This window comes from Ureibacillus chungkukjangi (assembly GCF_044795995.1).
Taxonomy (GTDB): Bacteria; Bacillota; Bacilli; order Bacillales_A; family Planococcaceae; genus Ureibacillus; species Ureibacillus chungkukjangi.
Genome location: NZ_CP085009.1, coordinates 949500 through 975060, shown reverse-complemented (window position 1 = coordinate 975060; position 25561 = coordinate 949500). Strand labels below are relative to the sequence as shown.

The following is a 25561-nucleotide window of genomic DNA, read 5'->3' as shown; positions in this document are numbered from 1 at the left end:
GAGGGTTTGGGGATGGATTTGGGTTGAATAAGAGGAAAAATTTAGGTTATAACAGTTGGTGCTGGTTTCTGGGAGGGACATAGGGGAAGAATGTTCGGTTATATGGAGTGGGCTCGGGATGTGGTTCCATTATTTTGAAGGTTGTGCTCGTTTCAGGATTTAAATAAGGGAAGGTTTTTCGGTTATTTTCAGTTTGGTGCTGTTTTAGAGGTAAATAAGGGGAATTTTTTCGGTTATTTTCAGATTGGGGCTGTTTCAGAGGTAAATAAGGGGAATTTTTTCGGTTATCCCATCCAAAATCCCCCATTATCTTGATTTTCAAGTGAATAAGCGGAATTTCTTCCTCTATTTCAGCTATTTTCACTCAAATTTTATAAATAAGCGAAATTTCTCCTGTTATTTACGTGGTGAAGGTTGAATTTGGATTGGACAAGTGATGTTATTACATTTATTTACATCCCCTGCTCGTTTCAGGCTTAAGATAAGGGAAGCTTTTTCGGTTATTTTCAGATTGGGGCTGTTTCAGAGGTAAATAAGGGGAATTTTTTCGGTTATCCCATTCAAATCCCCAATTCTCATGATCTTCAAGTGAATAAGCGGAATTTCTTCCTCCATTTCAGCTATTTTTAATCAAATTTTATTAATAAGCGAAATTTCTCCTGTTATTTACGTGGTGAAGGTTGAATTTGGATTGGACAAGTGATGTGATTACATTTATTTACATACCTTACTCATTTCAGAATTAAGATAAGGGAAGGTTTTTCGGCTATTTTCAGTTTCATGCTGTTTCAGGGGTATATAAGGGGAATTTTTTCGGTTATCCCATCCAGATTCCCCAATTCTCATGATCTTCAAGTGAATAAGCGGAATTTCTTCCTCTATTTCAGCTATTTTTTATCAAATTTTATAAATAAGCGAAATTTCTCCTGTTATTTATTTGATGGGATGCTTGATTTGAACTCCTAATCGATAGGAGCGAACTCTCTTGATTCTCGATGCGGGTATCAGCATCTTTTTTTCTACTAATTGTGAAAGAATATTTCTTACCGTCTTGTCACTTAGCTTCAAATACTTCTCCACTTCTTTAGGGTATATGGCTTCCCCCTTTCGCACCGCTAGCCGAAGTACTTTCTTTTCCACAGTGGACAAGGCTGTCTGGTTCTGTTCATCCCCCAGCCATTGACCAATCACTTGTTGGACAATTTGTTGGCACCGACGAGGCTGTTCTTTCACTTGATCATAAGAAAAGCGAATCACGGTCCAACCGTCAATCACCAATTGATTTTGGCGTTCCAGGTTGTCCGAAAATTGCCACCTGCTTATGCTCTTTAGGTGCGGACCATACCCGTCGACCTCAAAACAAATCCGAATGCCGGGACGAATATAAGCGTAATCCAAATACCTTTTGCCATCCTTAAAATCATCAACTTCATATTCTGGATGCAGGTACTTGGAATTAAAAAATATTGGCCACCACACTTGCTTCAAAAACAACATTTCAGCCTGATTGTGACCTTCTTGCAACCTCCGTAATCGTTCACCGCTTCTTGCCTGCAAGTGAGCATTTATAAACCCTTGATATTCTTCATCAAATCCCATAGATTTCCTCCTATCAATAGTATTAAATTTACTTTCGAAAGTTAAATGAAATAATAGAAATGAATCTTGAGTGACGTGACAAAAAAAGAGATTAAAGTGGTTTAAAATGTAGTAAATAGAAGGTGGACGAGCAAAAATATAGAGGCATGTGGATAGAGCTATTTATAGTTTAATAAAATTCTAAAATTTGTCAATCAGCTATCTTTATCTCTATCACAAAAAAAGACTCTTGCAAGATGCAAGAGCCTGTCAAAAATCATTTAAATTAATTCGTTTCAATTAACCCGTATTTCCCATCACGACGTTTGTAGACAATGTTTGTTAAATCCGATTCAGAATCGGTATAGATGAAGAAGTCATGTCCAAGTAAATTCATTTGAAGAATCGCTTCTTCTTGATCCATTGGTTTTAGGTCAAATTGCTTCGTACGAACGACTGTGAACTCTTCGTCCTCTGCCGCTGTAGTTGCCGCAGTCCCGTTAACTGCTTCTTGTGCAAAGTAAATGCCTGTACCTTCACGGAATTTACGGTTCACTTTCGTTTTGTGCTTTCGAATTTGGCGCTCAAGTTTGTCTACGATTAAATCGATGGCTGCATACATATCATCATGACGTTCCTCTGCACGCAGAGTGACACTCTTTAATGGAATAGTTACTTCAACTTTGTTTTGCTTGCCGTTGTACACTTTCAAGTTCACGTTTGCGTTAGCATCAACGCCTTCACTAAAATAGCGCTCGATTTTTTCAATCTTGTTTTCAACGTACTCGCGTATCGCTGGAGTTACCTCAATGTTTTCACCACGAATGTTAAATTTAATCATGTAAACTCCTCCTTTTGTTCGCGGATAGGAAATGAAAGATTTTAAATGATATCCGCATAAGAAAGACATCATCTCGTCCTATTTGGGTCGAGCTGTGTTTTTCTAACACCTATGTAAATATATATTCGCCATAGGTTCAAAAAATCCTACCACTACTAGAGAATCTTTTTCATCTTTCGACAATTTCATTCACATATTCTTAACAAAGTTGAAAAGATATGTTCACAATTAATCGTTGGAAAGCTGATTAATGTATGTTTACATCGTTATGTTAACTAAATGCAATTATCATAAGCCCTCAAGTAGTTTAAGGTAATAGAAGTATGCCCCAAAATGATGTCGAAAGATTTATTTTTATCGATTTTGTTTTGCTTGCAATACTTCTCTTTTACGACGTAGCTTCATTTCACTAATAATGAGCTCGTCAATATCGGCTTGAGCCTGGAACAAAATCCCGTACTGCTCGCCTCGTCCATAAGGCTTACGCCATACAATTTCGCCAATGGCACGTATGGTCGTCACATCCAAAACAAATTGCAATTCAATTTGTAGATTCGCCTTATTTATGTATTCCCCAAACTTCACCTCTGAAAACATTTTCATGCCACGAGGACTAATATCTAATATCTGACATGGACAGCTATCAAGCGCCTCCACAGCCTGTCCATCAATCAACAATTTAAAGCTTGCATCAATGGGCTCATTAAAAACAAACCGAAACCCTTCTTGTCTTTTAAACTGCATAAGTGTTTCCTCCTTAAAAAAACCGATTTAGCGCCGCTATGCGATAAATCAATGTCTTTTCTCATGCGCATAATCCGCGAAAAATTCTACTTACTCCAAAGTAATCAATCTCAGGTAGTATGTCTACATGACTTTTTACTGTTTCTTTGGTTCGAATTACCATGACTTTTGATAGCAATTTTTCTATTAAAATTATACCCAATTTATAAAACATTACTCTTTTAGGCAAAATGAAAGCCTTACATCAAAGGAAGCTGATGTAAGGCTATAAGATTATTAAACTTGTTGTGCATTACCATATTGTTGTTGACGTGTCATCTGAATCACTTGCTTCCAAGTATCACGGAATTCAGTAGTTAAACCGATTACTTCGTCGATGATGGCTGTGTCATTTTTGATGTTTGCTTCGATTAGGCGACGGTTCATGTAGTCGTATAGTGGAAGCAACTCCTGAGTAATAGGTTGATCTTGCTTTAAAGTAACCATTAACTCATTAATAATTGCTTGTGCCTTTTGGATATTTATATTCTTTTCTTGAACATCGTTTGTCTCAATAGCATTTTTAGCTTTTGTAAGGAATTTTAAGCAACCATTATATAACATTAGCGTTAATTCACCTGGCGAAGCTGTAGTAACACTGTTTTGTTTGTAAGCATTAAATGCTGAGTTATGCGTAACCATCGTTTATTCTCCTTTTAAGTTGAACTTTGAATACGAGTCCACTATTTTTTCTTATCGTAGTACATCCCGTCCATTACGCGAACAGAAGAATAAGGATTTGAGTATTGCTTTTCATTTTTTTTGGCAGTTTGGAGATTTTTCATATCTGCCTTAACCTCTTGCATGATTGCATCAAGTCGTTCACGGATACCTTTATCAAGTTCGATAAGCATCGCGTGAATTTTATTTTCAGAATTCAACTGTATTCTGTCTGCCTTTAATAATTCCAATACCTTCCCACGTTCGTTCAGTTGTCGGTTAATATCTTCAATAAAAGCATCCCGTTCATCGCCCTTTGGAACCGACTCCATAGATTGAAAAAGCTTTGCAGAAAGTTGAAGTAGCAATTGCTGGTTATCCATTATCTTATGCTCCAATCATTTTATTAAGAGAATTGTCCCATTAACATGGCTGATTGGTTATTAGCCTTATTAATCATGGTTTCCATTGCAGTAAATTGTCTCCAATAACGGTCCTCTATAGAGACCAATTTGTCTTGCCACGTTTCAATATTATTATTAACATTTTTCAAATACTTACCAAGTGTATATTGAGTTTCGGTCATAGTAGAGCGCCCTGCTCGCCCTTCTATCTTTACTTTTATTTTTGTCATCTCACCACGGAGCTTTTCTAAAAATCCTCTAGTATCTACTTCTTTTGATACACCATCAACTACAACTGTATCTTTTTCTTTCCCCTCTGAAAATGTGAATAATTTAGTAACAGAATCTGGATCTTCCTCAAGAGCCTTGCGTAATTTATTTTCATCAATCTCAAGTGTCCCACCTGAATTATAATTTTTAGATGTTGTAATTCCAACATTATATAGAGTATTAAATTTTGAATTTGATATTGAAGGATTGGATTGGTAAATTAAAGAGCGCATAGAAGATAATCCATTTTGAATGATGGAATCTCCTCTTAACAATCCACTCTTGGATTTATTTTCCCATAGTTCAATTTCTTTTTCTTCCATATCTTTTCTTTGGGCAGTTGTAAGTGGCTGATAATCACGATATTTTGATTCCTTTGTTAGATCATTTAAATTCTGTATTAAACCATTATAGGTATTTACGAATTCTTTAATTTTCAACATTATTTCTTCTACATTTGTTGTAGAAGTTAGTGTAATTGAATTACCGGAATTAATCGGCATATCTGATTCTGAAATAGCTGTTGCATTTTCATATCCTGTTTCAACACCATTATTTTGTTGTTTATATGCCTCTATAAAATCTGCTTCTGCTTTTTCACGTCTTTGTATTAAAGTATTATACTCATCTTCTTTAGTATTTTTAATAGCAAGTTTAGCATTACTATCGATATATTTTGTGGCAACATCAGACATTTCGTTTAGTTCAGTTGATGAAAGTTGTCTCAAGTTAGATTTTTGAATTGTTGTTAATGCTACTAATTTTTCACCAAGAGCTTTTTCAGTTTCATTTGATGAATTTTTCCAATTATCGATTTGCAAATTAAATTCATCTTCTGAAATTGATCCATTAACGTTATTTAATAATGATTTCTCATCTTGAGACAAGCTATTTAAGAAGGCTTTCCCTAAATTATCGTATATAGCTTGTGTTGATAGACTTTCTAATTTTGCTGAATCTAATGATTTTATAGCATTAAATTGTTCAAAACTAATATTTTCCACTTTTAATTTTGCTTTGAAATCTAAGTTACTTCCGTCATTTAACCATGCTTGGTATTCGCTATCATTGGAAAGAACACTGTTCTGGATTATTGTTAAATCAGAATCAGTTAGATCTCTAACAAGCTGGAGATTATTAATCTTATTAAAGTTAGCTTTGTCAGTATCAGAGATAGCTATAGTGCCAAATAATCCATCTCTTGCAATTGTATAGTCGTCGTTTGCAGTATTATAATTACTTACTGCAGTATCTCTTTCTACAAGTGCATCATCTATTTTCTGCTGATAATCTAAATTATCCACGTTTGTATTTTTCCATTCAGTATAAGCAGCATTATACTTTTCTGCAGTTGTCCTTTCTGAATTGAATATATCCTTCAATGTTATAGAGTAACCAGAAATAGTAAAGGTATTTGTAGAACGTTCAGTCGCGATTCCATTTACTTGAAAAATTGCGTTTGTACCTCCACTTGCTAGATCTCCATTATTTGCAAGACCTAATTTACCAAATACATTTTGTGCATCGTTTGACAATTGAACCTCTGCACCGGCTTTATTATCCCCTGTATTCTTTGCAGAGATTGAAAGTCGGCCGTTTTCAAATAAAGCGTTAACCTCTGCTCCACTATTATTAATTTTTGATATAAAATCAGAAATAGTCATGTTTGAATCATACTCAATTTTAGTTACCTGGGTAGCCATTGTACCATCTTTTTTAATAGCCTTTAATTCAAATGAACCGTTTCCTGAAATACCTATTTCACTTAATTTTGATACACTAGTACCATTTACTTGTGTGCCTACGCTACGTGCAGCTGTAGCTAATTTTGAAACTCCTTCAATAGATAGAGTTCCCACTGCCGATCCTGTAGCTGAAGCTGTAACATATTGAGAATTGGAAGTTGTAGCAGTTTTAGTATTTAAACTTTTTAAAATTAAATTATCCGCAATATAAGTATCCAATGCTTGTAATTTAGTATTAACCTCCCTATATGCATCTCTTTGCCACTCGTATGTTTGCTTTTTTTGTTCGAGTTTATCTAGAGGTGCTCTTTCTGCTTGCATTAGTTTTTCTACAAGACTATCAATATCCATACCCGATGCTAGCCCACCAATTCTCATTGTTGACATATTCTCATCCTCAACTCCTAAATTTTTTCATCTACTATAATACCAATTAGTTTTTGCATTTCGTAAAATACATCTAATAATTTTTTTGAAGGGATTTCCTTTACAACTTCTTCTGTATCAGAATTTACTAACTGAACAAAATACTTTTCCAATCCCTCATGAAAAACAAACTTCAACTCACTATGGGTAACTTCGAAAAATTCATTAATTGAATCAACAGCCTGTTGTAATTTTTCTTTTGAAAAATCTTGTTCATTCTTATTATTTTTATATTCTTTTTCATCTGTTACTAAAATTTCATTTTGAGGTTTCTTCATATTAATTTTATCAATTAAATGTCCTTGTACATCAACACGCATAATTGATCCTCCCAGACTATAGGTATACTATTCTAAATATCGGTCATATTTTAAAATTGTTAACAGTCATTATAGGTAATTAGTTAATACAAAAAATATAAGTTGTAAATTTTCACAACTTTTTAATAATATATAAAAAGTTTAGTAAAGCTCACTCCAATTAATTAAATTCTTATATTTGTATGTAAGAGAAAAGTGCAGAGATTTGCAACGAGAAATGCAGAGTGTTGCCACCCAATATATTTACAATTTTTTTGAAAGTGCGTTCGCTAAACGAAAACTTGATCCTGTGTATGAGATAATATGTGCATGATGAATCAAGCGATCTACTAACGCAGCTGTCAGTAGCGAATCGGAGAAAACACGATTCCACTGGCTAAATTCAAGATTTGATGTGATAATCAAACTTTTTTGTTCATAACACTCTGAGATTATTTGGAAAAGTAGCTCTGCACCATCTTTTCCAAATGGGTGATAACCAATTTCATCTAAAATGATTAAATCAACTTTCTCTAGTTTTTTTTCGAAAGCTTGTTAATCGGCCATTGGTCAGTGCAGATTCTAGTTCCTCTACTAGATGTGACACACGATAAAAACGTACTTCAAATCCTCTTTCACATGCCCGTCTTCCTAAAGCTGAGGCTAAATGTGTTTTCCCTGTACCAGTAGATCCAACCAAAATTACATTTTCTTTTCGTTTAATAAAATCTAAATTCATCAATTCTTCTTTACTCAGATGGTGCGGTAAACTGATATCCTTATGCCATTCATAATTCTCTAAAACTTTATAATCTAGAAAGCGTGCTTTTTTAATATTTCTTGCTGCTCTGGCTTGCTCTCGTCCATCACGTTCCTTTAATAATAATTGGTGGACGAATTCATTTGGCGTTGTAAATGGAACATCTTCAAATCCTTCTGCTATATGAGCTAGACGTAGTTGCTTACATAATTGATCAATGGTTTCCTTCATGATTCTCACCTCCAATGGGTTGTAATGCATCATACTGTGACCACTCGACATCGTAAGGATTTGATACAACTTCATCATTCTTTGAAATCAGTTCGTAGAACTGTTCATTGATTCCTTTCATATCATACTGTACTAATAACGTAATAATTTCATTGATACGTTGTTTTCTTAGAGACAGAGAGGGTGTTAGTAAGTATTCACGTACTCTTGCAGGTAAATACTCACGATAGCGTGAATGTCCGACCACTCGTGGTTTATATACCCAATCTTTTAAGATATCTTTCCAGGGAATTAATCTACGTTTTCTCATATAGGGTCTTGCATCGCTTAATAGTACTTCACCTTCGTTGGTAATAACCTTAAATTCATTCCAAAATGTGATGCAATACAGCTGACTATAGTTCTTTGCTTTCGGTACATGAATAAGATGTTGATCTAATTTGAACTCATTGTATTTATTAAATTTGATTGTCGTTTGTTTAAATACTGAATAATCATTATCTGGTAATTTAAGCAATTGCTTTTGTTCGCATGCCCAAAGGTCTTCGATTATCGCTTCTTTTCGGTAGTGCATTCTCTTTCTATCTATTAAAAACTTTTGATAGAGTTGTTCCGTCAGGTCATCAAAATCCTTGATAACAGGTGGTACACTAAAAAAGTTATACCTTACATAGCCGACTTTTCTTTCGACATTTCCTTTTTCATGGCCACTTCGTGGATTACATACCTGTACTTTAAATCCATAATGATTTTTAAATGCCATGAATTCATCTGTTAATTGTGCCTCGCCTTCAGATCCACGTACCTTTTTAACCGCAGGTGTTAAGTTATCAATTCGAATGCTTAACGGAATACCTCCAGCTTGTTTAAATAGTAGCTTTAGACCACTTAGAAAGCACTCTTGATTTTCAGAGGGAAGAGGTACTACAAAACCGGTATTACTTGCTGGGAATGACATAATTAATGCATGTACATCAACGATTTCACCTTCATGTACAGCCTCCATATTACACCAAAATCCACTTGAGCTTCACCTTTGTAAACGCTAAAATAAAATGGACAGATATCGCTAAATAAGATTGAACACTTTCGCCAAAAATAACCCTTATCCTTTATACTAAATTGGTAGTAGATTGGTAATCGGGGGCATGATGAAAGGTGAAAAAGAAATTGATGTTATATTTAGCAATCCAACAAATGAAAGAACAAAGATTTACTGTAACACAGATTGCAGAACAGCTTAAAATATCTCGAACGACGGTTTATAGCTATTTGGAAATGTCGCCTGAACAGGCTTATGAGTGGGCGAATACATTAAAATCCAGAAAGAAAAAATTAGACCCTTATAAAGATTGGTTAGTCGCTTGGCTCAAAGAACATCCTCATTTAAGTGCTGCACAACTGCATGATTGGTTACTAGAACGTCATCCTAAATTGGTTGTTGGAGAAAGTACGATGCGCATGTATGTCAGTGAGTTACGAGAAGAATATCAAATTGAGAAAACCAAAAAAGTTAGGCAATATGAGGCCATAATCGAACAGCCAATGGGAAAACAAATGCAAGTTGACTGGGGAGAAACTCGTCAAAAAACGAAAGAAAATACTGAAGTGAAACTGTACTGTATTTGTTTTGTATTATCGCACTCTCGGTACAAATATGTAGAATGGCAAGATCGACCATTTACAACACGCGATACGATAAGAAGCCACGAAAATGCTTTTCAGTATTTTGGAGGGATGCCAGAAGAGATTGTCTACGACCAAGATCATTTAATAACAGTCAGTGAAAATGCCGGGGATATTATTTTAACAGGTGAATTTCAATCCTATAAACAACAACGTAAGTTCAGAATATATTTATGTCGTAAAGCAGATCCAGAATCGAAAGGTAAAATTGAAAATGTAGTGAAGTATGTGAAAGGAAATTTCGCAGATAGCCGTATTTTCACTACTATAGATAATTGGAATGAACGATGTATAGAGTGGCTGAAACGTACGGGTAATTACAAAGTACATAACGGTACAAAAAAGAGACCGACAGAAGTGTTTCTCCTCGAAAAGCAACACTTAAAGCCAGTCTCTAACCCACTCTCAATAGAGAGTAACAATACAATTAGTATAACAAGAACCGTTAATAAGGACAACACCATACACTATAAATCTAATCGTTACTCTGTCCCACTGGGAACATATAGACCAAGAGGTCTAAACCTTGTTTCAATTGAAATGGCTGTAGATGAAAGCAATCAGCAGCAACTGGTGATTAAACGAAGTCCTGATGGTGAAGTTCTAGCGAAGCATCGTCTTGAATTAGCCAAAGGAAAATTAGTCAAAAATCGAAATCATGAACGTGATCGTTCAAAAGGTATCCAAGCCTATAAAGAAACAGTGATTCGCCAGTTTAATAATACTGAACTAGCGACTACATATATTAATCAGGTCCTAGCTGAGTATCCTCGATATAAAAGGGACCAGCTGGCCATCATCCATAAAACAACCAATGATTATCCAGATTATATCGATGAAACCCTAATAAAATGTGTTGACGAGCATTTCACAAGTGCCAATGATTTTCATGATATTGCAAAGTATATAAGCAAGATTCAAAGCAAAGAACTACCAGTTCCACCTCTCGAATCGAGTAGGTTAAAAACAAGGAATATCAAAGTAGAAACACGTTCTATCAGCACATACACAGATATTTTAGGGGGTGTCATCTCATGAATGATGGCTTAGAAAATCTACAAAACTATTTTAAACAACTAAGATTAACAGAAACAGCCACTGAGCTGCCTAATATATTAAGAAAAGCGGAACAGTCCACATGGACTTATCGGGAATTTATTAAAGAAATCGTTGAATTCGAATTAACTAAACGTGAAGAAAAGAGTATTGAAAAACGAATGCGTTGGGCGAAGTTTCCTTATATGAAAACGCTGGAACTATTTGATTTATCTGATCAAACCTCTTTAAACGAAAGGCAATTAAACCAACTAAAAGAGCTAAATTGGCTAGAGCAACAATATAACTTAATTCTATTAGGACCGCCTGGTGTTGGTAAAACCCATTTGGCCATAGGATTAGGAATTGAAGCAATTCAAAAAGGATTTAACGTCATGTTTGTGACTATGGGTGAATTAATCAATCTTTTAAAAACCAGAGAATTTACACGGAAATCACAGGTGCAATTAAACCGAATTGAATCTTCTGATTTAGTAATTATTGATGACTTAATGTACATGGCAATGGATTCACGTGAAGCAAATCTATTCTTTCATCTGATAAATCATCTTTATGAGCGTAGCTCAATTATTTTGACTTCTAACAAGAGTCCTGATCAATGGGGCGAATTATTGGGAGATGAAGGTATAACTACAGCTATTTTAGATCGCATTTTACACAGAGTAGAAGTTGTACAGATGAATGATGATAGCTATCGAATGAAGCATCGTCAAGGTATGTTTTAACATTAGCAAATGGGTATAAGGAGATTTCATGTATTTCGCAAGTAAAAATTGAGCCATTTATTAATTAAAAACTGAGCCACTTAAACCTGACTATTTTCCAACCATTCTTTTGTATCTAATATTCGATAAGATGGTCCTACCATGTCCACCATGTATGCTCGATGTGTTAGTCGGTCCGTTAAAGCTGCTGTTAAAACTGGATCATGAAATATTTCTTCCCATCGATCAAATGATAAATTACTCGTAACGATGGTGGATGCTCGTCCTGCCCGAAGGGAAAGATGAGTAAATAATAACTCGGCTCCTTCTTTATCAAAGGAGATATAACCTAATTCATCAATGATTACTAAATCATATTTTTCAAACTTCAGTTCAAATGAACGTAACGTTCTTTCAGAACGGCTTTCTTTTAACTGATTTACAAGGGATGACACCGTTGTAAAATACACCTTATAACCTGCTAAACAAGCTTCAATTCCTAAACCAATTGCTATATGTGTTTTACCTGTACCTGGTGATCCGATTAATAAAACGTTTTGTTTTTCTTGAATAAAGTCTAATTTCTTTAAATGTGGGAGGCGAGAGGCCGCATTTTGCGGTAATCTCTCAAACTCTAATTCAGTTAATAGTTTCTTTTCAGGGAAATTTGCAGATCGAATGCGATTCGCTTTTGCTCGCACTTCTCGATCTTCCATTTCTTGCACTAGTGCGTGATATAAGAAATCTTCTGCTGTCTGATATTGTTTCCACATATCATCTTCTTGAATAAATCCCCGAATGCTTGGTAATCGAAGTTCCTTACACATCTCAATCATTTCTTGTCTCTTATCCATTAGTGAAGCACCCCTGTCTTTTTCGTTTCAAATAACGCCGTTATGGCTGAAAGATTTTCGAGAGATTGGGTGGTGACTTCATTTTTGGAATGTACAGTTTTATGAATATATTCGCCTTGATTAGCTAAGAAAATAATCTTTTCTGTTGTTATTTGAACCATAGGGTTCTTCTCAAGTTGTTCAATCGCTGCTAAGACTTTTTCTAGATTTTTATTTTCTTTTAGATAAATAAGTAACTCTAGAAAATCTCGCTCATTTCCAATATAATAATCTTTGTATAATTTTTTTATTTTTGTTGGTGCTTGACTCAAACATTCACTTTGAGCCAATGCACCTTTTTTCTTTTCAAATGTACGTAAGTAATGATAAATGTCCATAATCCATTGATGGATTTGCCAACTTCGCTTATGTGTCGCGATACAGGCATTTTCACTGAAAATAAGAATTTTTTCCGCACTCGCTTTTACTTTCACCCATTCTCCAACATGTCCTTCTGGAACAGAATAACGATTTTGTCTATAAGTAATCGTGCTATATTTGTCCACTCTAAATTCATACAACTCAGAGGCATCAAATGGAATAATTTCTGTGCTTACATGCCTAGCTATACGCTCTTCTAGCATTAATTCATGGTGCGTTTGGTTTTTCTTATAATGCTTGCGAGAGTTTAATTTCATGATTACTTCTGTTAGATAAGCCTGAGCTTCTTCTAAACTTGCAAAAGTATCTCGATGGGCAAATGCTTTCCGGCGGATGTATTCTACACTTCGCTCCACATGCCCCTTCTGATTTCCTTTTCTCGGTTCACATAGTCGTATTTTAAAATGATAATGCATCGATAGATTTTTCATCCCATCGGTAATCTCACGTTCTGTCCCAATAAAATTCTTTACGACTGTCCGCATATTATCGTACGTAAAAACTTCTGGTACAAAGCCTAAATAGTCAATACATTTTACATGAGCATCTTGTACGCACACCATTGTTTCGGATTCATATAAATATGCAAATCTATCATTACTATATGGTAGGGTAAATACCGCCATTGAAAGAGATCGTAATGTTTGATCAATGAATAATTTTACTTCTCCCCAGTCAAATTCAATCTCATGACCAGCAGTTGCTTTTTGACGAATAAAGACTTCTTTTTGATGTTTCTCCTCACTATTTACAAAATTTCTTACAGTGGTATAACTAATTTCAAAACCTTCATCTAATAACTTTTCATGAATATCAATCATTTTTAGTTGTTGCTTGTGCATCTGATGTTGCCGTTTATAATCATTATCTTTTAACATTTTTCGAATACGTTTCATCACCGTAGGTGTTAAAGCACGTTTATTTCCTTTGCGTTTTTTATACGACGGAGGCGTTACATAGTTATCTGTAATAGGTAATTCTCGAATATCTTGTTTTCTTTTTTCAAGATCCTCTTGGATATACTTTTTTACAGTATTACGAGAAATCCCAAGCTCCTTGGCAATTTGACGTTGACTCTTATTTTCTTGATGAAAGGCAAGTAGTACCTTCTGTTTCTTCTCCAATGAAATCACCTCTATACGCTCCTAACTCTATGAAGTTAGGATTATTTTCATATAAAAGTGGCTCACTTTTCAACTGCGATGGTGGCTCAGTTTTAGCTTATCAAATACAATTTCATTTAAATGAAGATTTTAAATATAAATGAAGTAAGAGAAATCATATTAGAATTAGGTTTAACTTGTGACCATCAAAAAGTTGAGAGCTGGTTATCGGATGGCTCTATAAAAAATATCCAGGATGGCAATCTTTACAAGATTATTGAGCATGATATCGAAGATTTCGTATACGACACTTTGTGGATTGGTTCACCATATGAAAGAGGAATCAATAATGAAACGAAGATCGATAGATTACTTGAGGAAATTGCCTCTTTAAAGGCGAAAGTATCCAAACTTCAAGATGAAAAGCATGAATTAGAACTAGAACTTGGCAAGATGCCATTTTAATAATTCTTTCTCCTACTTCTACAAAGGAGTGGGAGAAGAATCAACGAAATTGTTCAAAATTAATTAGCAAAATGTGTCCAATTCTACTTGACGCTTACAACCTTCTGGATGAGCTAATCGTTCGTATCCTTTCGATTGTTCGTCATCCCTTGCAGCTTTACAATTTGCAATAAAGTCGCAGACTGTTCGATAAGACCCTGGAAACCCTAATGCTACTAGTTCCTCATGCATTTGCTTATTTGTTCGCCTTAGTTTTTTCTTCACCTTCGAATCTGTATTTGGCAAGCAAAAAATGCATAAAACGGCAATCAAAAATGTAACCACTTGCCAACGAAATTTAATTCTGAATAATTGATTCCTTATAACGATAACTATCGCCTTTAAATACAATCAAATGTGAATGATGGATGAGTCGATCAATTACTGCCTCCGTTAATATTGGAACCCCAAAAACGTGATTGCATTGACCGAATTGAAGGTTTGTCGTGATTATGATGCTTTTGGTTTCATAACACATCGAAATAACCTGAAACAATAATTCAGCCCCTTGTTTGTGAAGAGGAATGTAACCTAACTCATCCAAAATCAAAAGATCCAATTTCTCTATTTGCTTAAAAAGCTTATTGAGATTACCTTTTTCATTTGCTTCTAATAATCGATTAACTAATGATGCCGCTGTATAGAATTTAACAGCTTTGCCATACCTTTGTATGGCATTCAATCCAATTAACGTAGCTAAATAGGTTTTACCTGCACCTACACCCCCATAGAAAATTAGATTTTCTTGCTGCTCCATGAATACTCCATTTAATAAGTCTTCACTACTTAGTCCTGCTGTTAGGACAATGTCCTTCCAATCAAAAGGTTTCCCATTGACTTTAGGTAAGCTTGCTTGTGTAAGTAAAAGATTTGTTTTTCGTTCTTCTCGTTGCTCAATTTCTTTTTCAAAAAGCTTCAGTAAATACTCTTCATTTGATGTGGCTTCTATCTCTTGATAATGCTCTCTAATCCAACTTAATTTCAATCGTTTAGCGAATTCTTGAATCTGCGTACTCAATTTATTTCAGCTCCTTTTAGAAGCTGATTATAATGCTGTAGACCTCTAGTAGCCTCCGGCATAATAGGCAATGACTTTTGGAGATGTACTTCTTCGCGTATCCCTCGACCATTAATTAGTTGGTAGAATACTTGTTTAATTGATTCAACCGAAGGATGACCATGCTCTGATGCAATCTTCAGCGCTTCAGTAATTTTACTAAAATCATAATCTTTCATCACTGTACCTAATAACTTCAGGGCCTCTGATTTTTCAGAGGAAGTACATGAATTAAAATATGTTTGCCATTCTTGTGGTAACTGCTCATAGAAACTAGTATATTTAAGTGCCATAGGACGTTTGGCCATTAGATTTAAGTATGGCTGCCAATTAATCGATTTTCTATATTGACCATAGAGTCGAGGATGGCTAACGACTAGTTGATAATCATCTGTAAGAATATCAATTGAATTATATGAAATACGAATTAGAACCTTATTTAAAGCGTATCTTGGTGAAGTAGAATATAGTTTTTTTTCCACTTTAATATAACCGTACTTATCGGCTTTCACTGTTTCGTATCTGATGCATTGGTATTCCTTACTTGGTAAAACCAAAAAGGCTTTCCGATCCTCTTCAAACAGCTGGGAGATGAAAGATTCCTTTTCATAATGTTTTCTCTCACGATCTTTCTCAGCTTTTTCCCACAACGTCTTATTAAGTTCGTCTAAATTCAGTACGTGGAGACCAGGCAATAAATAATTGTTTCTCACATACTTCACCATTGCTTCCACATGACCTTTTTCATTCCCACTATTAGGATTACAAAATTCACTTTCGAACCCATAGTGTAGAACGAAGTTCTGAAATTCCTCTGTTAACTGCCGTTCGCCATTTGGCAATACCTTCTTTACGGCAGCTGAAAGATTATCGAATCTAATTGTTTTTGGAACACCACCCATATGGTGAAAAATACGCTTTAATCCTTCTAAGAAACACTCTTTGTTTTGAGCGGGGAATACCTGAAAATAAAATGAATTACTGTATGGATAAGAAAGAACCAGATAGGGTAGAGTTATCTGTTCCCCTTGATATTTAAACGGAGCTTCTCCAAAATCCACTTGGGCTGACCCGGGTTTGCTCTCTAGCGATAATGCTGCTTGACTCGCTTCATTTAACAATTCTTTTTTTCGTTGGGATATGTAGTTTCTTACTGTTCGATCAGAACCCTTAAAATCAAATTCCTCTTTTAATTGCTCCCAAATTCTCTTTGCAGTTCTACGAAATTTTCTCTTTTGTTTAAAATCTTCTAGTAACCATTCATCTACAATATGTTTAATAGGATCCATCACTGGAGATGGTCTGCCTTGTTTAATTTTTTCTACAGGACTAAAATCATCCTGTTCTGCATATTTCTTAACTGTTCTCGGATCTCTTCCTATTCTTTGTGCAACCTTCGAATAGTTACTGTCTTTTATGTTTACCTCATGTTTGATATAATTAATTTCGGCCACTGCCAACATCTCCTTAATACCTCCTGCGCTTGTTTGTCCCAACAGGAAGTGTATGTGTATTTTGGAATGTTGACAAGTGGTTTTTTAATTTGTGCAGGGCCTACGGCCCTTCTGCACAAATTAAATGCCATACCTTACAGTTTTATGATGCCATAAACACGAATCCTCTTCTAACCAATCTAGAACTATTTCTCCCCAACGTTCTTCATACATCATTCCTTTTTTTTGGAAATGTTTTCTCTTGAGGAAGTTGATCCCCATCCCCATATTTCTTTGCTGTTCTCCAATTTATATCTAATGTATCCGCAATTTGGCTAATAGATAGTCCTTTTTCGTTTCTTAAAGTTTTGATACAATTAACTTCAGACATTGCTAGCATCCTTTCATTCCTCCACTGATGAGATTCGACACCTTTACAGTAGAGTGACTTGGGGTGGATGGCAAGTCTTTTTTTGTGGCACTAAAAAAGTGCTAGACTCTGTACAAATACGTTGCACTAGTCTGCACTTTTATTTTGCAATAAACAATATTTAAATTTGTTGTATCCACACCGACTTTAATAATTCTGTTAAACTAAAACTAATAAGCTTATTAGTTTAGGATTTTTTTAATTTACAATAGAATAATCCTCTAGCGGTTTTCAAATTGGTAAAATATTTACTGTCTCTACAACCTTCTAAACTTTTCATAAGATGTAACACAGAGACCAGAACCTTCTTAAACTAATAAAATATATTACAAGTTTATAACTTAATAAGTAGACAATAAAAAAACAGTCATAAACTGACCCATTATTTTACCAATTGAATAATAAGTTCTATGACTGTCAAATATATGTAATTTTATTATAATTATGAAGAAAAGAAAAAACCCAAATCTAGTAGTATTATTACAATTTCAGCACTAATTTTAAATTTAAATTGCAAAAGTCTCTATCATTCCTTTTTATCAATATTTAATATAACTAACATCTTATATTAATTACAGCAAGATCAAGCTTTTCTCTTAAGTTTAAAAATAAAGGTATAATCTTTAAATTTAGAATATCTTGTAAATTAGCGTATTCCTTGTCCTCATAGTAACTAATAACTAAATTTAAGATTTTTCTTATTTCATCATAGATAGGATTTATATCATTTTTAATTTCATTGAAAATTGACTCTGTTGCATTTTTGATTGTAACAAAGGCAACTAGAACATCTTCAAATAGAAAAAGTGTTTGTTCACCTTTCCCCTGACCTAAAAGTTCTTGAATAAGATCTAAACCCTCTAGAATAGTATCAGTAAGATAGAGTGATTTTTCTACAACTTCAATATAGCTTTCCAACGTTTCCTCTCCTTGTTTAAATAATATTTCCTCTAGGATTTTAGTATATCCAAGATATTTTTTATAATTTCTTTATTAGCCTTTAAAGATTTGAACTCAATTATAAAGATTTTTCGTTAGTCAAATATATTCATGTTAGTTACGAGTGTTAATTTTTGTTTAGTATCAAAAATAATAGGTGTTGTTTTAAATCTTTCTTTTGCAAATTGAATTGCTAAATCAATTGAGGGATTATTAATATTATCATGGAAAAATAAAACCTTTTTTTCATTTTTCATAAGAGATAATGCTGCTACGGTATCATGTAAAGGTTGCATACCATGATGTCCCCCATCAATAAAAGCAAATTCAATTTCGCCATTAACTTCTGTAACATCATCTGGTGACAACCCAATTTTTAAATCCACAGTTTCTTCGAGATTGTAAGATTCTATCATGTTTTTTGCATATACATAACCTATTGGATAAATTCCTTGAGAAATATTCATTTTTATTCTTTCCACTTCAGCATAAATATCTCCATATAGATGATTTTCAAACAATTCCTCAACATATGCATCTATTGAAGTTAATTTTCCACCGACTTCTTTAAATGCATTCCCTAAATACATTGTGCTTACCCCAAAAGCTGTAGCGATTTCGAATCCACTTTTTAATTTGAATTTTTTTATAAAATTATACATAATAATTCCTTCTTCTTCAGTTAAAGAATAAGGTACTGCTTTTTCTATCATTTTATATTGCGTATCTTTTATAGCTGAATTAGGATTTACTACTTCTAACTGACTTAAAAATAAGTGTGGATTAAAATTCAAATTCCCCATAATTTACACATCCCTTTATCCCCTATTATTATCCATGAAATCCTTATCAAATAGTTCTACTTCTTCAGGAGTTCCTAATATATAGACATCGTTAGAGGGGATTATTTTAGTTATAACTTTATCACCTTTTTCTAGAAGGCTTTCGTACAAAGGTGCAATATAAATTTCGTTATATTTATTTTTAACCTTATCCTTATTTAAATTATAAGCATCTTTAAAAATATTCCACTCTTTAAAATAATAAAACCCTATTGTTGCATTATTTGAAATTGGAATTTTTTCCGCAATTTTAGTAACTCTAAATTGATTATCTATTTTCACGAAACTCCATTTATCTCCATGAGCTTTAATAGCTGGGATATATCCAACTACTCCTAAATTAAAATCTTTTTTAAGAATTAAATTCTCTTTAACATAAGTATCTATATTATAGATAATACATTCTTCGTTATCTGTAATATAATTATCTGCATAAAGAGCAGTTGTAGCTTGTCCATCTGTAACTTTGTTAATTAAAATAAATTTATAATTTTTGATTCCCAATAATCTACACTTATTTTTTAAAAATTCTTCATCATAATGCTCTAATCTAATTATAAATAGAAACTCTACATTAAAAAAATCTGATAATGAAAGCATTGACCATTCAAATAATGTTTTTCCTCTTGCAAGAATTTTATATTTAGGTTTATTTATCCCTATTTTAGTAAATCTTGAACCATTTCCAGCCATAGTAATTATTATCTTCATAATTTCACCTATTCATAGCTATCCCTTTTTAAAATATTGTGGATTTCCTCTAAAGAATAGTGTTCAAATTCTTTAGGGCGAATTGCTTTATCGTCTACATAAAATCCATCCTTACCACACCAAGGTTTTCCAAAATGGATTTCATCATAAGGAATATCATGTTTTTCTAACCACTCAAAAAGATTCTTAGCAGTTTTCGCATTAATTTTTCCGATGTTACCTTCATAAGTTCTCATTTGTCTACTTGTAAATAAAATAATATAGTACCCTTTACTATGTAGATCTTTCACTTTTGTTAATAAACTATCATTAGGCTCTACCTCTAAATAATCTTGCCCAACCTGTTTAATTTTACATAAAGTACCATCTACGTCTAAAACAATAACCTTTTCATCTTTAATCATACCAATGTCCTCTCCATTACTTTATCCAATATAGTAATTCCTGTTGATAACATAGCATATTGTCGCTTAGGGTAATCTGAATGTAAAGGTATCATACTTAAAAAAAGTAAAGATTGTATAAATGAAATCTGTTTATAATCGAACTCATATTCCTTTAATACACTTAGAAAAATACTTTCTATTTCTTTATATTTTTCAATGTTATAAAAAGAAAAATTTATCTCATTCCCAACAGTATCTAAGATAAATAAATCTTTTATAATTAAATCATACTTCCCTATAATACTATGCGATAATTTTGCAATATCGTACCTTTGATCACCATAGATATCTTTAGATCCAAAAGTACCTCTTGGGTCAATTAATCTTATTACCTTCGAATTTTTCTCATATAAAATATTAGATAAACAAAAATCACCGTGAATTATTGTGAAATAATCAATATTTTTAAGATTACAATAATCTAAAAAATCAGGAAGATGTTCAACATAATAATTAAGCGAGTTATACTTTTTATTATTTATAATAATTGGTTGATTAAAATCAATTGAAAAGTTACTTTCCTTAAGCTCTGTTAATCGTTCAATTGTTTTGGCCACGTACATCTCAAATAAGGAAGAATGTATTTCTTGTTTAGATAGATTCAATCTATAATTACCCATATCTTCTAAAACAGAAATTAAGCTTAGAAAAATTTTCTTCCATAAATCAGCATCCACATCACCATATATAAACAGATCATGTAAAGTGCTATATCCATAATACTCCATGGAAACGAAAGGATTATTAAAATCTAACGAATAATCAAAGATTCTAGGACAAATATATTGTAAATCTTTTGGAATCTTTAAATACCACTGAATTTCATTAATAAATTTCTTTTTATGCTCACTTTTCTTAGTTAGGATTCCTCTTCTTTTATCTATAGATATACTGTTGAAATATCTTTCTTTTACATCACTCTGGGCATCATTATACATATCAATATGACCTACATCATGCCAATTCTTAGTTTCTATTATCTTTAGAGGTAAACTATTATTATATTCTTTTAATCCATGGTGAAAATTATCCATATCACTACTATTAAAATTTTTTAATAATTGTAATAATAAAGTTGAATTACTAAATACATACAGACCTACAAAAGTATTATATTTATTTAGACTTTCATTATATTCTTTCTCTACAATTTGCAACTCACAATCACTTCTGAAATTAAAAGTAGTCCATCTTGAACAATCATCTGTAACTGCATAAAAAAATACATTATCAATATCCAAATCAATTAGAGCATCATCTACAATTGTATCTCCAAAGTTAATAATTAGTTTTTCGATTTTTCTTAAATCATAATTTCTATTTAGATAATCTAAACCAAATTCAATTGAATAGCCAAGATTCACGATTTGATCAACATAACAAATCTCAACGGCTAAGTTCTTTTGTTTAACATAATCTAGTAATTTTTCCTTTCCTTCATGAACAAGTAAAACTACTTTATCAACAACTGGATTATATTTTTGGAATAAAAAATCTAGTACAGTTCCCTCTTTATAAGGAAGTAATAGACTAGGAATAGCGCCAAAAAGTGATTGAAGTTCATAATTAACTAACTTAGCACTTGGTATCATACAAATTTTCATTTTTTCACCTTTTAACTTTTAGTTTCTCGGTTCATTTATATCCTAAATAAAAAATCACCTAAATTTGCATATCTTCCCAATCAAGTTGATCAATCAACTCAAGCGGATGCCCCTCTTTAAAATTCTGTATTGTTCCGTTAAATAAAGATGGTTTATACCAGAATACATCCCACCATTGAGTATCCCTTATAATAAATAGATTGGAGGCTAAATGAAGCCATTCTTCTAATGTATATTTAAACTCATAATTAAACTTCATCATCATATTTTTAAATAGATAACTTTCAACACTTTCTTCATTTCTATAAAAATCCACAAGGTCACTTTTTTGGATATTTCTATTCTCTACTATTTGATGAAAATTAGGAATTTCTTCCACACTTCGAGCATCAAATGGAGCTTCCCAATAACATAGTAAATCATCGATGTTCCCATACATAAATAAATCAGAAGAGTTATATAAATAATATTTTCTAAAGTACAAATTAGAAGTAATTATTCTATTTTTGAGGTAGCCTATATTATTTGGATATTCTTCTAATAGTAATTTGCATCTATCTATTAGTTTATTTCTAAAAAACATTTGATCCGTTCTTTGTATAAATATTTCTTTGAAATTATCTTTTTTAAGAAATTCTAATGCAGATGTTACACATTGAATTTGATAATTTCTATGCCCTTTCCCCTTATACTCTGGCTTCTTATTTAAAATAATATGATCAGCATAAATATTCTTCAATAGTTTAGAAGGTGTGTCATCCCAAGTCGATAATACTACATAGTGATTAGGATAATTAATGCGAATTTGTTTAAGAACTAGTGGTGTAAAAAATGGATCAAACATCCCTCTTACTACTATTGCAACATCATTTTCAAGTTTCCGGTTATTCTTAGGAGAGGTTGTTTGTATATCTTCAATCTGTTTTGTATATGGTGCCATTGATTGAAATAGATTTAATGGAGCTACTTGATATACACCATATTTATATAAAAAATTTGTAGCAGATTTCCAATATTCTTTAATTAAATTCAGAACAACAAACCTATCTTTATTTTTATTTAAAACAATTTCTTGTGGACCTATTATGGGTATTCCATAAAATTTTTTACCCCATAATTCTTTTTCAACAACTACTATGTAATGAATTTTATTCAATAAAAATTTATATTTTTCCAAAGTTGGTAACGAATTTTTATTTGCCCAGATAACTATTTTTTTACCTAGAAAACCATTGAAATAAAACTCATAATTATTATAATCCACTGCTATCACCTTTTTGATTTTATATATAAAAGAGAGAGGAAGACAATACATGTAACTCCCTCTCTACTCTATATGTTATCTATTTTAATTAATTTATTTTAATTATCTTAATAATTGAAGTACACCTTGTGGTTGTTGATTTGCTTGTGCAAGCATTGCTTGAGCAGCTTGAGAAAGAATTGAGTTTTTAGTTTGATCCATCATTTCTTTAGCCATATCAACATCACGAATACGAGATTCAGCAGAAGTTAAATTCTCAGAAGCTGTATTTAAATTATTAATAGTATGTTCTAAACGATTTTGATAAGCACCTAGGTTAGCTCTTTCATCTGATACGTCTTTAATTGCACTATCAATGTTAGTTAGCGCTGTATCAAAATCTGCTCCTGAAGTGCTAATATCAACAGTTGCTACACCAGAACCTAAATCTGCTGCTTTCATAGAGTTAATAGTAAGTGTTAATGTTTGAGTATCATTTGCACCGATTTGGAATTTAAAAGTACCATCAGAGCTATTACCACCACTACCAGTTAATAATTTAGCTGTGTTAAATTCTGTTTGATCTCCAATTCGGTCGATTTCCTTAATTAACTCATCCATCTCTTTTTGTAGTGCCCCACGGTCATCTCCGTTATTTGTATCGTTACTAGCTTGTACAGTTAGTTCACGCATACGTTGAAGAATTGCATGAGTTTCATTTAATGCACCTTCAGCTGTTTGAATTAAAGAAATACCATCTTGTGCGTTTTTAGAAGCCATATCTAAACCACGGATTTGTCCACGCATTTTCTCAGAAATTGCTAAGCCTGCTGCGTCATCTCCTGCACGGTTGATACGAAGACCTGAAGATAATTTCTCCATTGATTTAGATTGAGCGTTCGCCGCTGTGTTTAATTGACGGTGTGTATTAAGTGCTGCGATATTGTGATTAATTCTCATTTTAATTTTCCTCCTTGGAATGTAAGACTCACGTCCATGTGAGCAATATAGTTTTAGTATTAGTGTAAGGAGTTAACAAGCCGGCCGAACTTGTTTTTCTTGCCTTACACTAATAATATCGGTCGTACTGAATTTTGTTTAATAGTTTTATAGATATTTTTTTAAAATAGTTTTAAACTGTGTAAATTTTATTTAATTATATTTATAGTCTTCAAATTCTAAAACACATTCCGTATAGACAAAATTATTTTAAATTAATAACTTTTAAACCAGCATAGCCTAAAATAAATTACCTACTTATAGTGTACCCAGGGATGGGGGGATTGCTTTTTATTCTATTCTTGATTTTTCAGTAGCTCAAAACTTTTAACCACTGCATCTGCATTAGAATTAGACACATCCAGCCTTATTTCCCCACGAACAACCTCAATACTTCTAGGAGCTCGAATTCCAATTTTCACTTGATCACCCTTAACTTCAGAAATTACAATTTCTACATCTTCACCAATCCAAATTGTCTCGCCAGCTTTTCGTGATAATACTAGCATTACGTCACCCCTTTTTACTTTCCGTAGAAAGTTTATGGCGGATAGAAAATTTCCCGTTATCTAAAATTACTTGTTTTGCCTGTCTATTTGTTGTATTAAGTATTATAGGGGCTTTCAGGTTAACTGTTGAATTTGCTAATGTATCTTTTAATGAAACGATTGTAAACACGGCAACATCATTTTCATTGTCTATTTTCAATGCTTTAATCGTTGCTTCATCCAAGTCGAAATTATAGTCAGCTATAATTTCGAAAGGAGTAGTTAAGATAAAGGCTAAACCTTCTGTTTTAACGGATTGAAGAATTTGAAACATACTCTTTTCTTCTATAGGTAAAAGCACAAAGTTTGTTTCCTCTTCAAAACCTGGTATTCCATGGGTAAATGTGATAATTTCAGATGATTGAACTTCAATTTCACCCAAATATGCAGTTTTAATATTCATATTTCCTCTCCTTTAAATTAACCAATCGATTTTTAAAGATGGTAGTTGTAACATATCAATATTTACTTTACCAGGAGTGTAATTGTGAATTGGTTTATTTGTCGTTGTATTATTAATTACTTGTTGTGGCTCCACCTTAATATCAACTGATCCAGGTTGAAAATCAATCTTCACACTATTAGCTTGTGGTATAAATTTAATATTTAAACTTGAATATGGCTGCGGTCCTCTCGTTTTTGCTTGATTAGCAATTGGATTTCCTCCATTTTCAATTCTCATTAATTCATTACCCTCTTGTGCTCTTCTTGATGTCCCTTCCAATGCATCTTGTATGCTCTTCTGAGAAATTTCTCTGGTACGACTCATAGACGACTTGTAATCAGCACTCTCCCTAGCACCAGTCGAGTCTATTGACAACTTGGATTTAGTTGTTTGCATAGTTATTTCCGCAGCTGGTTGTTGAATATCAAGCGTGGCTTTTGGTTGCTCAATTTCCTGTACAGGTTTTTGAATATCAATACCAATCTGTGCTCTTGTTGATTGAATTTGTAATTTGGGGATATTCATGAGATGTTTCTCCCT

Annotated in this window: 28 protein-coding genes and 1 pseudogene; 3 read left to right on the top strand and 26 right to left on the bottom strand. The window is 33.0% G+C overall.

Going from position 1 to position 25561, the window contains the following annotated elements:
- Window positions 1-46: 46 nt before the first annotated feature.
- The 10 genes and pseudogenes from LG296_RS04885 to LG296_RS04840 form a co-directional block, all read right to left on the bottom strand.
- Window positions 47-364 (bottom strand): hypothetical protein, encoded by a 318-nt coding sequence (locus tag LG296_RS04885; protein WP_404427576.1) that lies wholly within the window; start codon window positions 362-364, stop codon window positions 47-49.
- Between the two features lie 569 nt (window positions 365-933).
- Window positions 934-1599 carry a DNA-binding response regulator gene (locus LG296_RS04880; RefSeq protein WP_404427575.1) on the bottom strand — a complete coding sequence of 222 codons (666 nt, stop codon included), beginning with the start codon at window positions 1597-1599 and terminating at the stop codon, window positions 934-936.
- Window positions 1600-1864: 265 nt separating this feature from the next.
- The gene (gene hpf / locus LG296_RS04875; protein WP_404427574.1) at window positions 1865-2419 is read right to left on the bottom strand and encodes a ribosome hibernation-promoting factor, HPF/YfiA family; all 555 of its coding nucleotides are present in this window, start codon (window positions 2417-2419) and stop codon (window positions 1865-1867) included.
- A gap of 354 nt (window positions 2420-2773) precedes the next feature.
- Window positions 2774-3163: a PilZ domain-containing protein gene (locus LG296_RS04870; protein ID WP_404427573.1), complete on the bottom strand. Its 390-nt coding sequence runs from the start codon at window positions 3161-3163 to the stop codon at window positions 2774-2776.
- Between the two features lie 276 nt (window positions 3164-3439).
- The gene (gene fliS, locus LG296_RS04865) at window positions 3440-3844 is read right to left on the bottom strand and encodes a flagellar export chaperone FliS (protein ID WP_404427572.1); all 405 of its coding nucleotides are present in this window, start codon (window positions 3842-3844) and stop codon (window positions 3440-3442) included.
- Between the two features lie 41 nt (window positions 3845-3885).
- On the bottom strand, window positions 3886-4245 hold the full coding sequence (locus LG296_RS04860; protein WP_404427571.1) for a flagellar protein FliT: 360 nt from the start codon (window positions 4243-4245) through the stop codon (window positions 3886-3888).
- 23 nt (window positions 4246-4268) lie between these two features.
- A complete protein-coding gene (gene fliD, locus LG296_RS04855; protein WP_404427570.1) occupies window positions 4269-6668 on the bottom strand; it encodes a flagellar filament capping protein FliD in 2400 nt (799 codons plus the stop codon).
- 17 nt (window positions 6669-6685) lie between these two features.
- A complete protein-coding gene (locus LG296_RS04850; protein ID WP_404427569.1) occupies window positions 6686-7027 on the bottom strand; it encodes a flagellar protein FlaG in 342 nt (113 codons plus the stop codon).
- Window positions 7028-7270: 243 nt separating this feature from the next.
- A pseudogene (istB, locus tag LG296_RS04845) lies at window positions 7271-7997 on the bottom strand (IS21-like element helper ATPase IstB).
- Window positions 7981-9003: an IS21 family transposase gene (locus tag LG296_RS04840; RefSeq protein WP_404427568.1), complete on the bottom strand. Its 1023-nt coding sequence runs from the start codon at window positions 9001-9003 to the stop codon at window positions 7981-7983. Before LG296_RS04840 ends, istB (LG296_RS04845) begins: the two are co-directional and overlap by 17 nt.
- 167 nt (window positions 9004-9170) lie before the next feature.
- Between LG296_RS04840 and istA (LG296_RS04835) the strand changes: the two genes are divergently transcribed.
- Window positions 9171-10721 (top strand): IS21 family transposase, encoded by a 1551-nt coding sequence (gene istA, locus LG296_RS04835; RefSeq protein WP_181418126.1) that lies wholly within the window; start codon window positions 9171-9173, stop codon window positions 10719-10721.
- On the top strand, window positions 10718-11464 hold the full coding sequence (istB, locus tag LG296_RS04830) for an IS21-like element helper ATPase IstB (RefSeq protein ID WP_107937907.1): 747 nt from the start codon (window positions 10718-10720) through the stop codon (window positions 11462-11464). The genes istA (LG296_RS04835) and istB (LG296_RS04830) overlap by 4 nt, the downstream gene beginning before the upstream one ends.
- 80 nt (window positions 11465-11544) lie before the next feature.
- On the opposite strand, the gene istB (LG296_RS04825) is transcribed toward istB (LG296_RS04830), so the two are convergent.
- Together istB (LG296_RS04825) and istA (LG296_RS04820) are read right to left on the bottom strand one after the other, a co-directional pair.
- Window positions 11545-12297, bottom strand: coding sequence for an IS21-like element helper ATPase IstB (gene istB, locus LG296_RS04825; RefSeq protein WP_107937914.1), 753 nt, complete (start codon window positions 12295-12297; stop codon window positions 11545-11547).
- Window positions 12297-13841 carry an IS21 family transposase gene (gene istA / locus LG296_RS04820; RefSeq protein WP_146223234.1) on the bottom strand — a complete coding sequence of 515 codons (1545 nt, stop codon included), beginning with the start codon at window positions 13839-13841 and terminating at the stop codon, window positions 12297-12299. The genes istB (LG296_RS04825) and istA (LG296_RS04820) overlap by 1 nt, the downstream gene beginning before the upstream one ends.
- A gap of 120 nt (window positions 13842-13961) precedes the next feature.
- Here istA (LG296_RS04820) and LG296_RS04815 point away from each other — a divergent pair, with 120 nt between their 5' ends.
- Complete coding sequence (locus tag LG296_RS04815; protein WP_070338978.1) at window positions 13962-14285, top strand: hypothetical protein; 324 nt, start codon at window positions 13962-13964, stop codon at window positions 14283-14285.
- Between the two features lie 63 nt (window positions 14286-14348).
- Here LG296_RS04815 and LG296_RS04810 read toward each other — a convergent pair whose 3' ends face one another.
- The 14 genes from LG296_RS04810 to LG296_RS04745 form a co-directional block, all read right to left on the bottom strand.
- Complete coding sequence (locus LG296_RS04810; RefSeq protein ID WP_404427567.1) at window positions 14349-14516, bottom strand: hypothetical protein; 168 nt, start codon at window positions 14514-14516, stop codon at window positions 14349-14351.
- Window positions 14517-14622: 106 nt separating this feature from the next.
- A complete protein-coding gene (gene istB / locus LG296_RS04805) occupies window positions 14623-15342 on the bottom strand; it encodes an IS21-like element helper ATPase IstB (RefSeq protein WP_404427566.1) in 720 nt (239 codons plus the stop codon).
- On the bottom strand, window positions 15339-16844 hold the full coding sequence (gene istA, locus LG296_RS04800; protein ID WP_404427565.1) for an IS21 family transposase: 1506 nt from the start codon (window positions 16842-16844) through the stop codon (window positions 15339-15341). Before istA (LG296_RS04800) ends, istB (LG296_RS04805) begins: the two co-directional genes overlap by 4 nt.
- 196 nt (window positions 16845-17040) lie before the next feature.
- A complete protein-coding gene (locus LG296_RS04795; RefSeq protein WP_404427564.1) occupies window positions 17041-17214 on the bottom strand; it encodes a hypothetical protein in 174 nt (57 codons plus the stop codon).
- A gap of 585 nt (window positions 17215-17799) precedes the next feature.
- Window positions 17800-18162 carry a hypothetical protein gene (locus LG296_RS04790; RefSeq protein WP_404427563.1) on the bottom strand — a complete coding sequence of 121 codons (363 nt, stop codon included), beginning with the start codon at window positions 18160-18162 and terminating at the stop codon, window positions 17800-17802.
- Between the two features lie 116 nt (window positions 18163-18278).
- Window positions 18279-18986, bottom strand: a complete 708-nt coding sequence (locus tag LG296_RS04785; protein ID WP_404427562.1) for a class I SAM-dependent methyltransferase — start codon at window positions 18984-18986, stop codon at window positions 18279-18281.
- Window positions 18987-19001: 15 nt separating this feature from the next.
- Window positions 19002-19736: a sugar phosphate nucleotidyltransferase gene (locus tag LG296_RS04780; RefSeq protein WP_404427561.1), complete on the bottom strand. Its 735-nt coding sequence runs from the start codon at window positions 19734-19736 to the stop codon at window positions 19002-19004.
- A gap of 8 nt (window positions 19737-19744) precedes the next feature.
- Complete coding sequence (locus LG296_RS04775) at window positions 19745-20140, bottom strand: capsular biosynthesis protein (protein ID WP_404427560.1); 396 nt, start codon at window positions 20138-20140, stop codon at window positions 19745-19747.
- Window positions 20137-21786, bottom strand: coding sequence for a hypothetical protein (locus LG296_RS04770; RefSeq protein WP_404427559.1), 1650 nt, complete (start codon window positions 21784-21786; stop codon window positions 20137-20139). The genes LG296_RS04775 and LG296_RS04770 overlap by 4 nt, the downstream gene beginning before the upstream one ends.
- 58 nt (window positions 21787-21844) lie before the next feature.
- Window positions 21845-23101 (bottom strand): WavE lipopolysaccharide synthesis family protein, encoded by a 1257-nt coding sequence (locus LG296_RS04765; RefSeq protein ID WP_404427558.1) that lies wholly within the window; start codon window positions 23099-23101, stop codon window positions 21845-21847.
- 51 nt (window positions 23102-23152) lie between these two features.
- Entirely contained in the window at window positions 23153-23989 is an 837-nt protein-coding gene (hag, locus tag LG296_RS04760; RefSeq protein WP_404427557.1) for a flagellin Hag, read from the bottom strand.
- Window positions 23990-24324: 335 nt separating this feature from the next.
- Complete coding sequence (gene csrA / locus LG296_RS04755; RefSeq protein ID WP_404427556.1) at window positions 24325-24537, bottom strand: carbon storage regulator CsrA; 213 nt, start codon at window positions 24535-24537, stop codon at window positions 24325-24327.
- A 4-nt stretch (window positions 24538-24541) separates the two neighbouring features.
- Window positions 24542-24979: a flagellar assembly protein FliW gene (gene fliW, locus LG296_RS04750; RefSeq protein ID WP_404427555.1), complete on the bottom strand. Its 438-nt coding sequence runs from the start codon at window positions 24977-24979 to the stop codon at window positions 24542-24544.
- A 12-nt stretch (window positions 24980-24991) separates the two neighbouring features.
- Window positions 24992-25546 carry a DUF6470 family protein gene (locus tag LG296_RS04745; protein ID WP_404427554.1) on the bottom strand — a complete coding sequence of 185 codons (555 nt, stop codon included), beginning with the start codon at window positions 25544-25546 and terminating at the stop codon, window positions 24992-24994.
- Window positions 25547-25561 lie beyond the last annotated feature (15 nt).

Coding starts and splice junctions, on each gene's coding strand:
- fliW (WP_404427555.1), bottom strand. CDS start 24,979: ATGAATATTAAAACTGCATATTTGGGTGAAATTGAAGTTCAATCATCT.
- fliS (WP_404427572.1), bottom strand. CDS start 3,844: ATGGTTACGCATAACTCAGCATTTAATGCTTACAAACAAAACAGTGTT.
- LG296_RS04870 (WP_404427573.1), bottom strand. CDS start 3,163: ATGCAGTTTAAAAGACAAGAAGGGTTTCGGTTTGTTTTTAATGAGCCC.
- hpf (WP_404427574.1), bottom strand. CDS start 2,419: ATGATTAAATTTAACATTCGTGGTGAAAACATTGAGGTAACTCCAGCG.
- LG296_RS04770 (WP_404427559.1), bottom strand. CDS start 21,786: ATGAAAATTTGTATGATACCAAGTGCTAAGTTAGTTAATTATGAACTT.
- fliD (WP_404427570.1), bottom strand. CDS start 6,668: ATGTCAACAATGAGAATTGGTGGGCTAGCATCGGGTATGGATATTGAT.
- LG296_RS04815 (WP_070338978.1), top strand. CDS start 13,962: ATGAAGATTTTAAATATAAATGAAGTAAGAGAAATCATATTAGAATTA.
- LG296_RS04850 (WP_404427569.1), bottom strand. CDS start 7,027: ATGCGTGTTGATGTACAAGGACATTTAATTGATAAAATTAATATGAAG.
- LG296_RS04795 (WP_404427564.1), bottom strand. CDS start 17,214: ATGCTAGCAATGTCTGAAGTTAATTGTATCAAAACTTTAAGAAACGAA.
- LG296_RS04785 (WP_404427562.1), bottom strand. CDS start 18,986: ATGGGGAATTTGAATTTTAATCCACACTTATTTTTAAGTCAGTTAGAA.
- LG296_RS04765 (WP_404427558.1), bottom strand. CDS start 23,101: ATGTATTGTCTTCCTCTCTCTTTTATATATAAAATCAAAAAGGTGATA.
- LG296_RS04775 (WP_404427560.1), bottom strand. CDS start 20,140: ATGATTAAAGATGAAAAGGTTATTGTTTTAGACGTAGATGGTACTTTA.
- LG296_RS04780 (WP_404427561.1), bottom strand. CDS start 19,736: ATGAAGATAATAATTACTATGGCTGGAAATGGTTCAAGATTTACTAAA.
- LG296_RS04860 (WP_404427571.1), bottom strand. CDS start 4,245: ATGGATAACCAGCAATTGCTACTTCAACTTTCTGCAAAGCTTTTTCAA.
- istA (WP_181418126.1), top strand. CDS start 9,171: ATGTTATATTTAGCAATCCAACAAATGAAAGAACAAAGATTTACTGTA.
- csrA (WP_404427556.1), bottom strand. CDS start 24,537: ATGCTAGTATTATCACGAAAAGCTGGCGAGACAATTTGGATTGGTGAA.
- istA (WP_404427565.1), bottom strand. CDS start 16,844: ATGTTGGCAGTGGCCGAAATTAATTATATCAAACATGAGGTAAACATA.
- LG296_RS04810 (WP_404427567.1), bottom strand. CDS start 14,516: ATGCATGAGGAACTAGTAGCATTAGGGTTTCCAGGGTCTTATCGAACA.
- LG296_RS04840 (WP_404427568.1), bottom strand. CDS start 9,003: ATGGAGGCTGTACATGAAGGTGAAATCGTTGATGTACATGCATTAATT.
- LG296_RS04880 (WP_404427575.1), bottom strand. CDS start 1,599: ATGGGATTTGATGAAGAATATCAAGGGTTTATAAATGCTCACTTGCAG.
- hag (WP_404427557.1), bottom strand. CDS start 23,989: ATGAGAATTAATCACAATATCGCAGCACTTAATACACACCGTCAATTA.
- istB (WP_107937914.1), bottom strand. CDS start 12,297: ATGGATAAGAGACAAGAAATGATTGAGATGTGTAAGGAACTTCGATTA.
- istB (WP_107937907.1), top strand. CDS start 10,718: ATGAATGATGGCTTAGAAAATCTACAAAACTATTTTAAACAACTAAGA.
- LG296_RS04745 (WP_404427554.1), bottom strand. CDS start 25,546: ATGAATATCCCCAAATTACAAATTCAATCAACAAGAGCACAGATTGGT.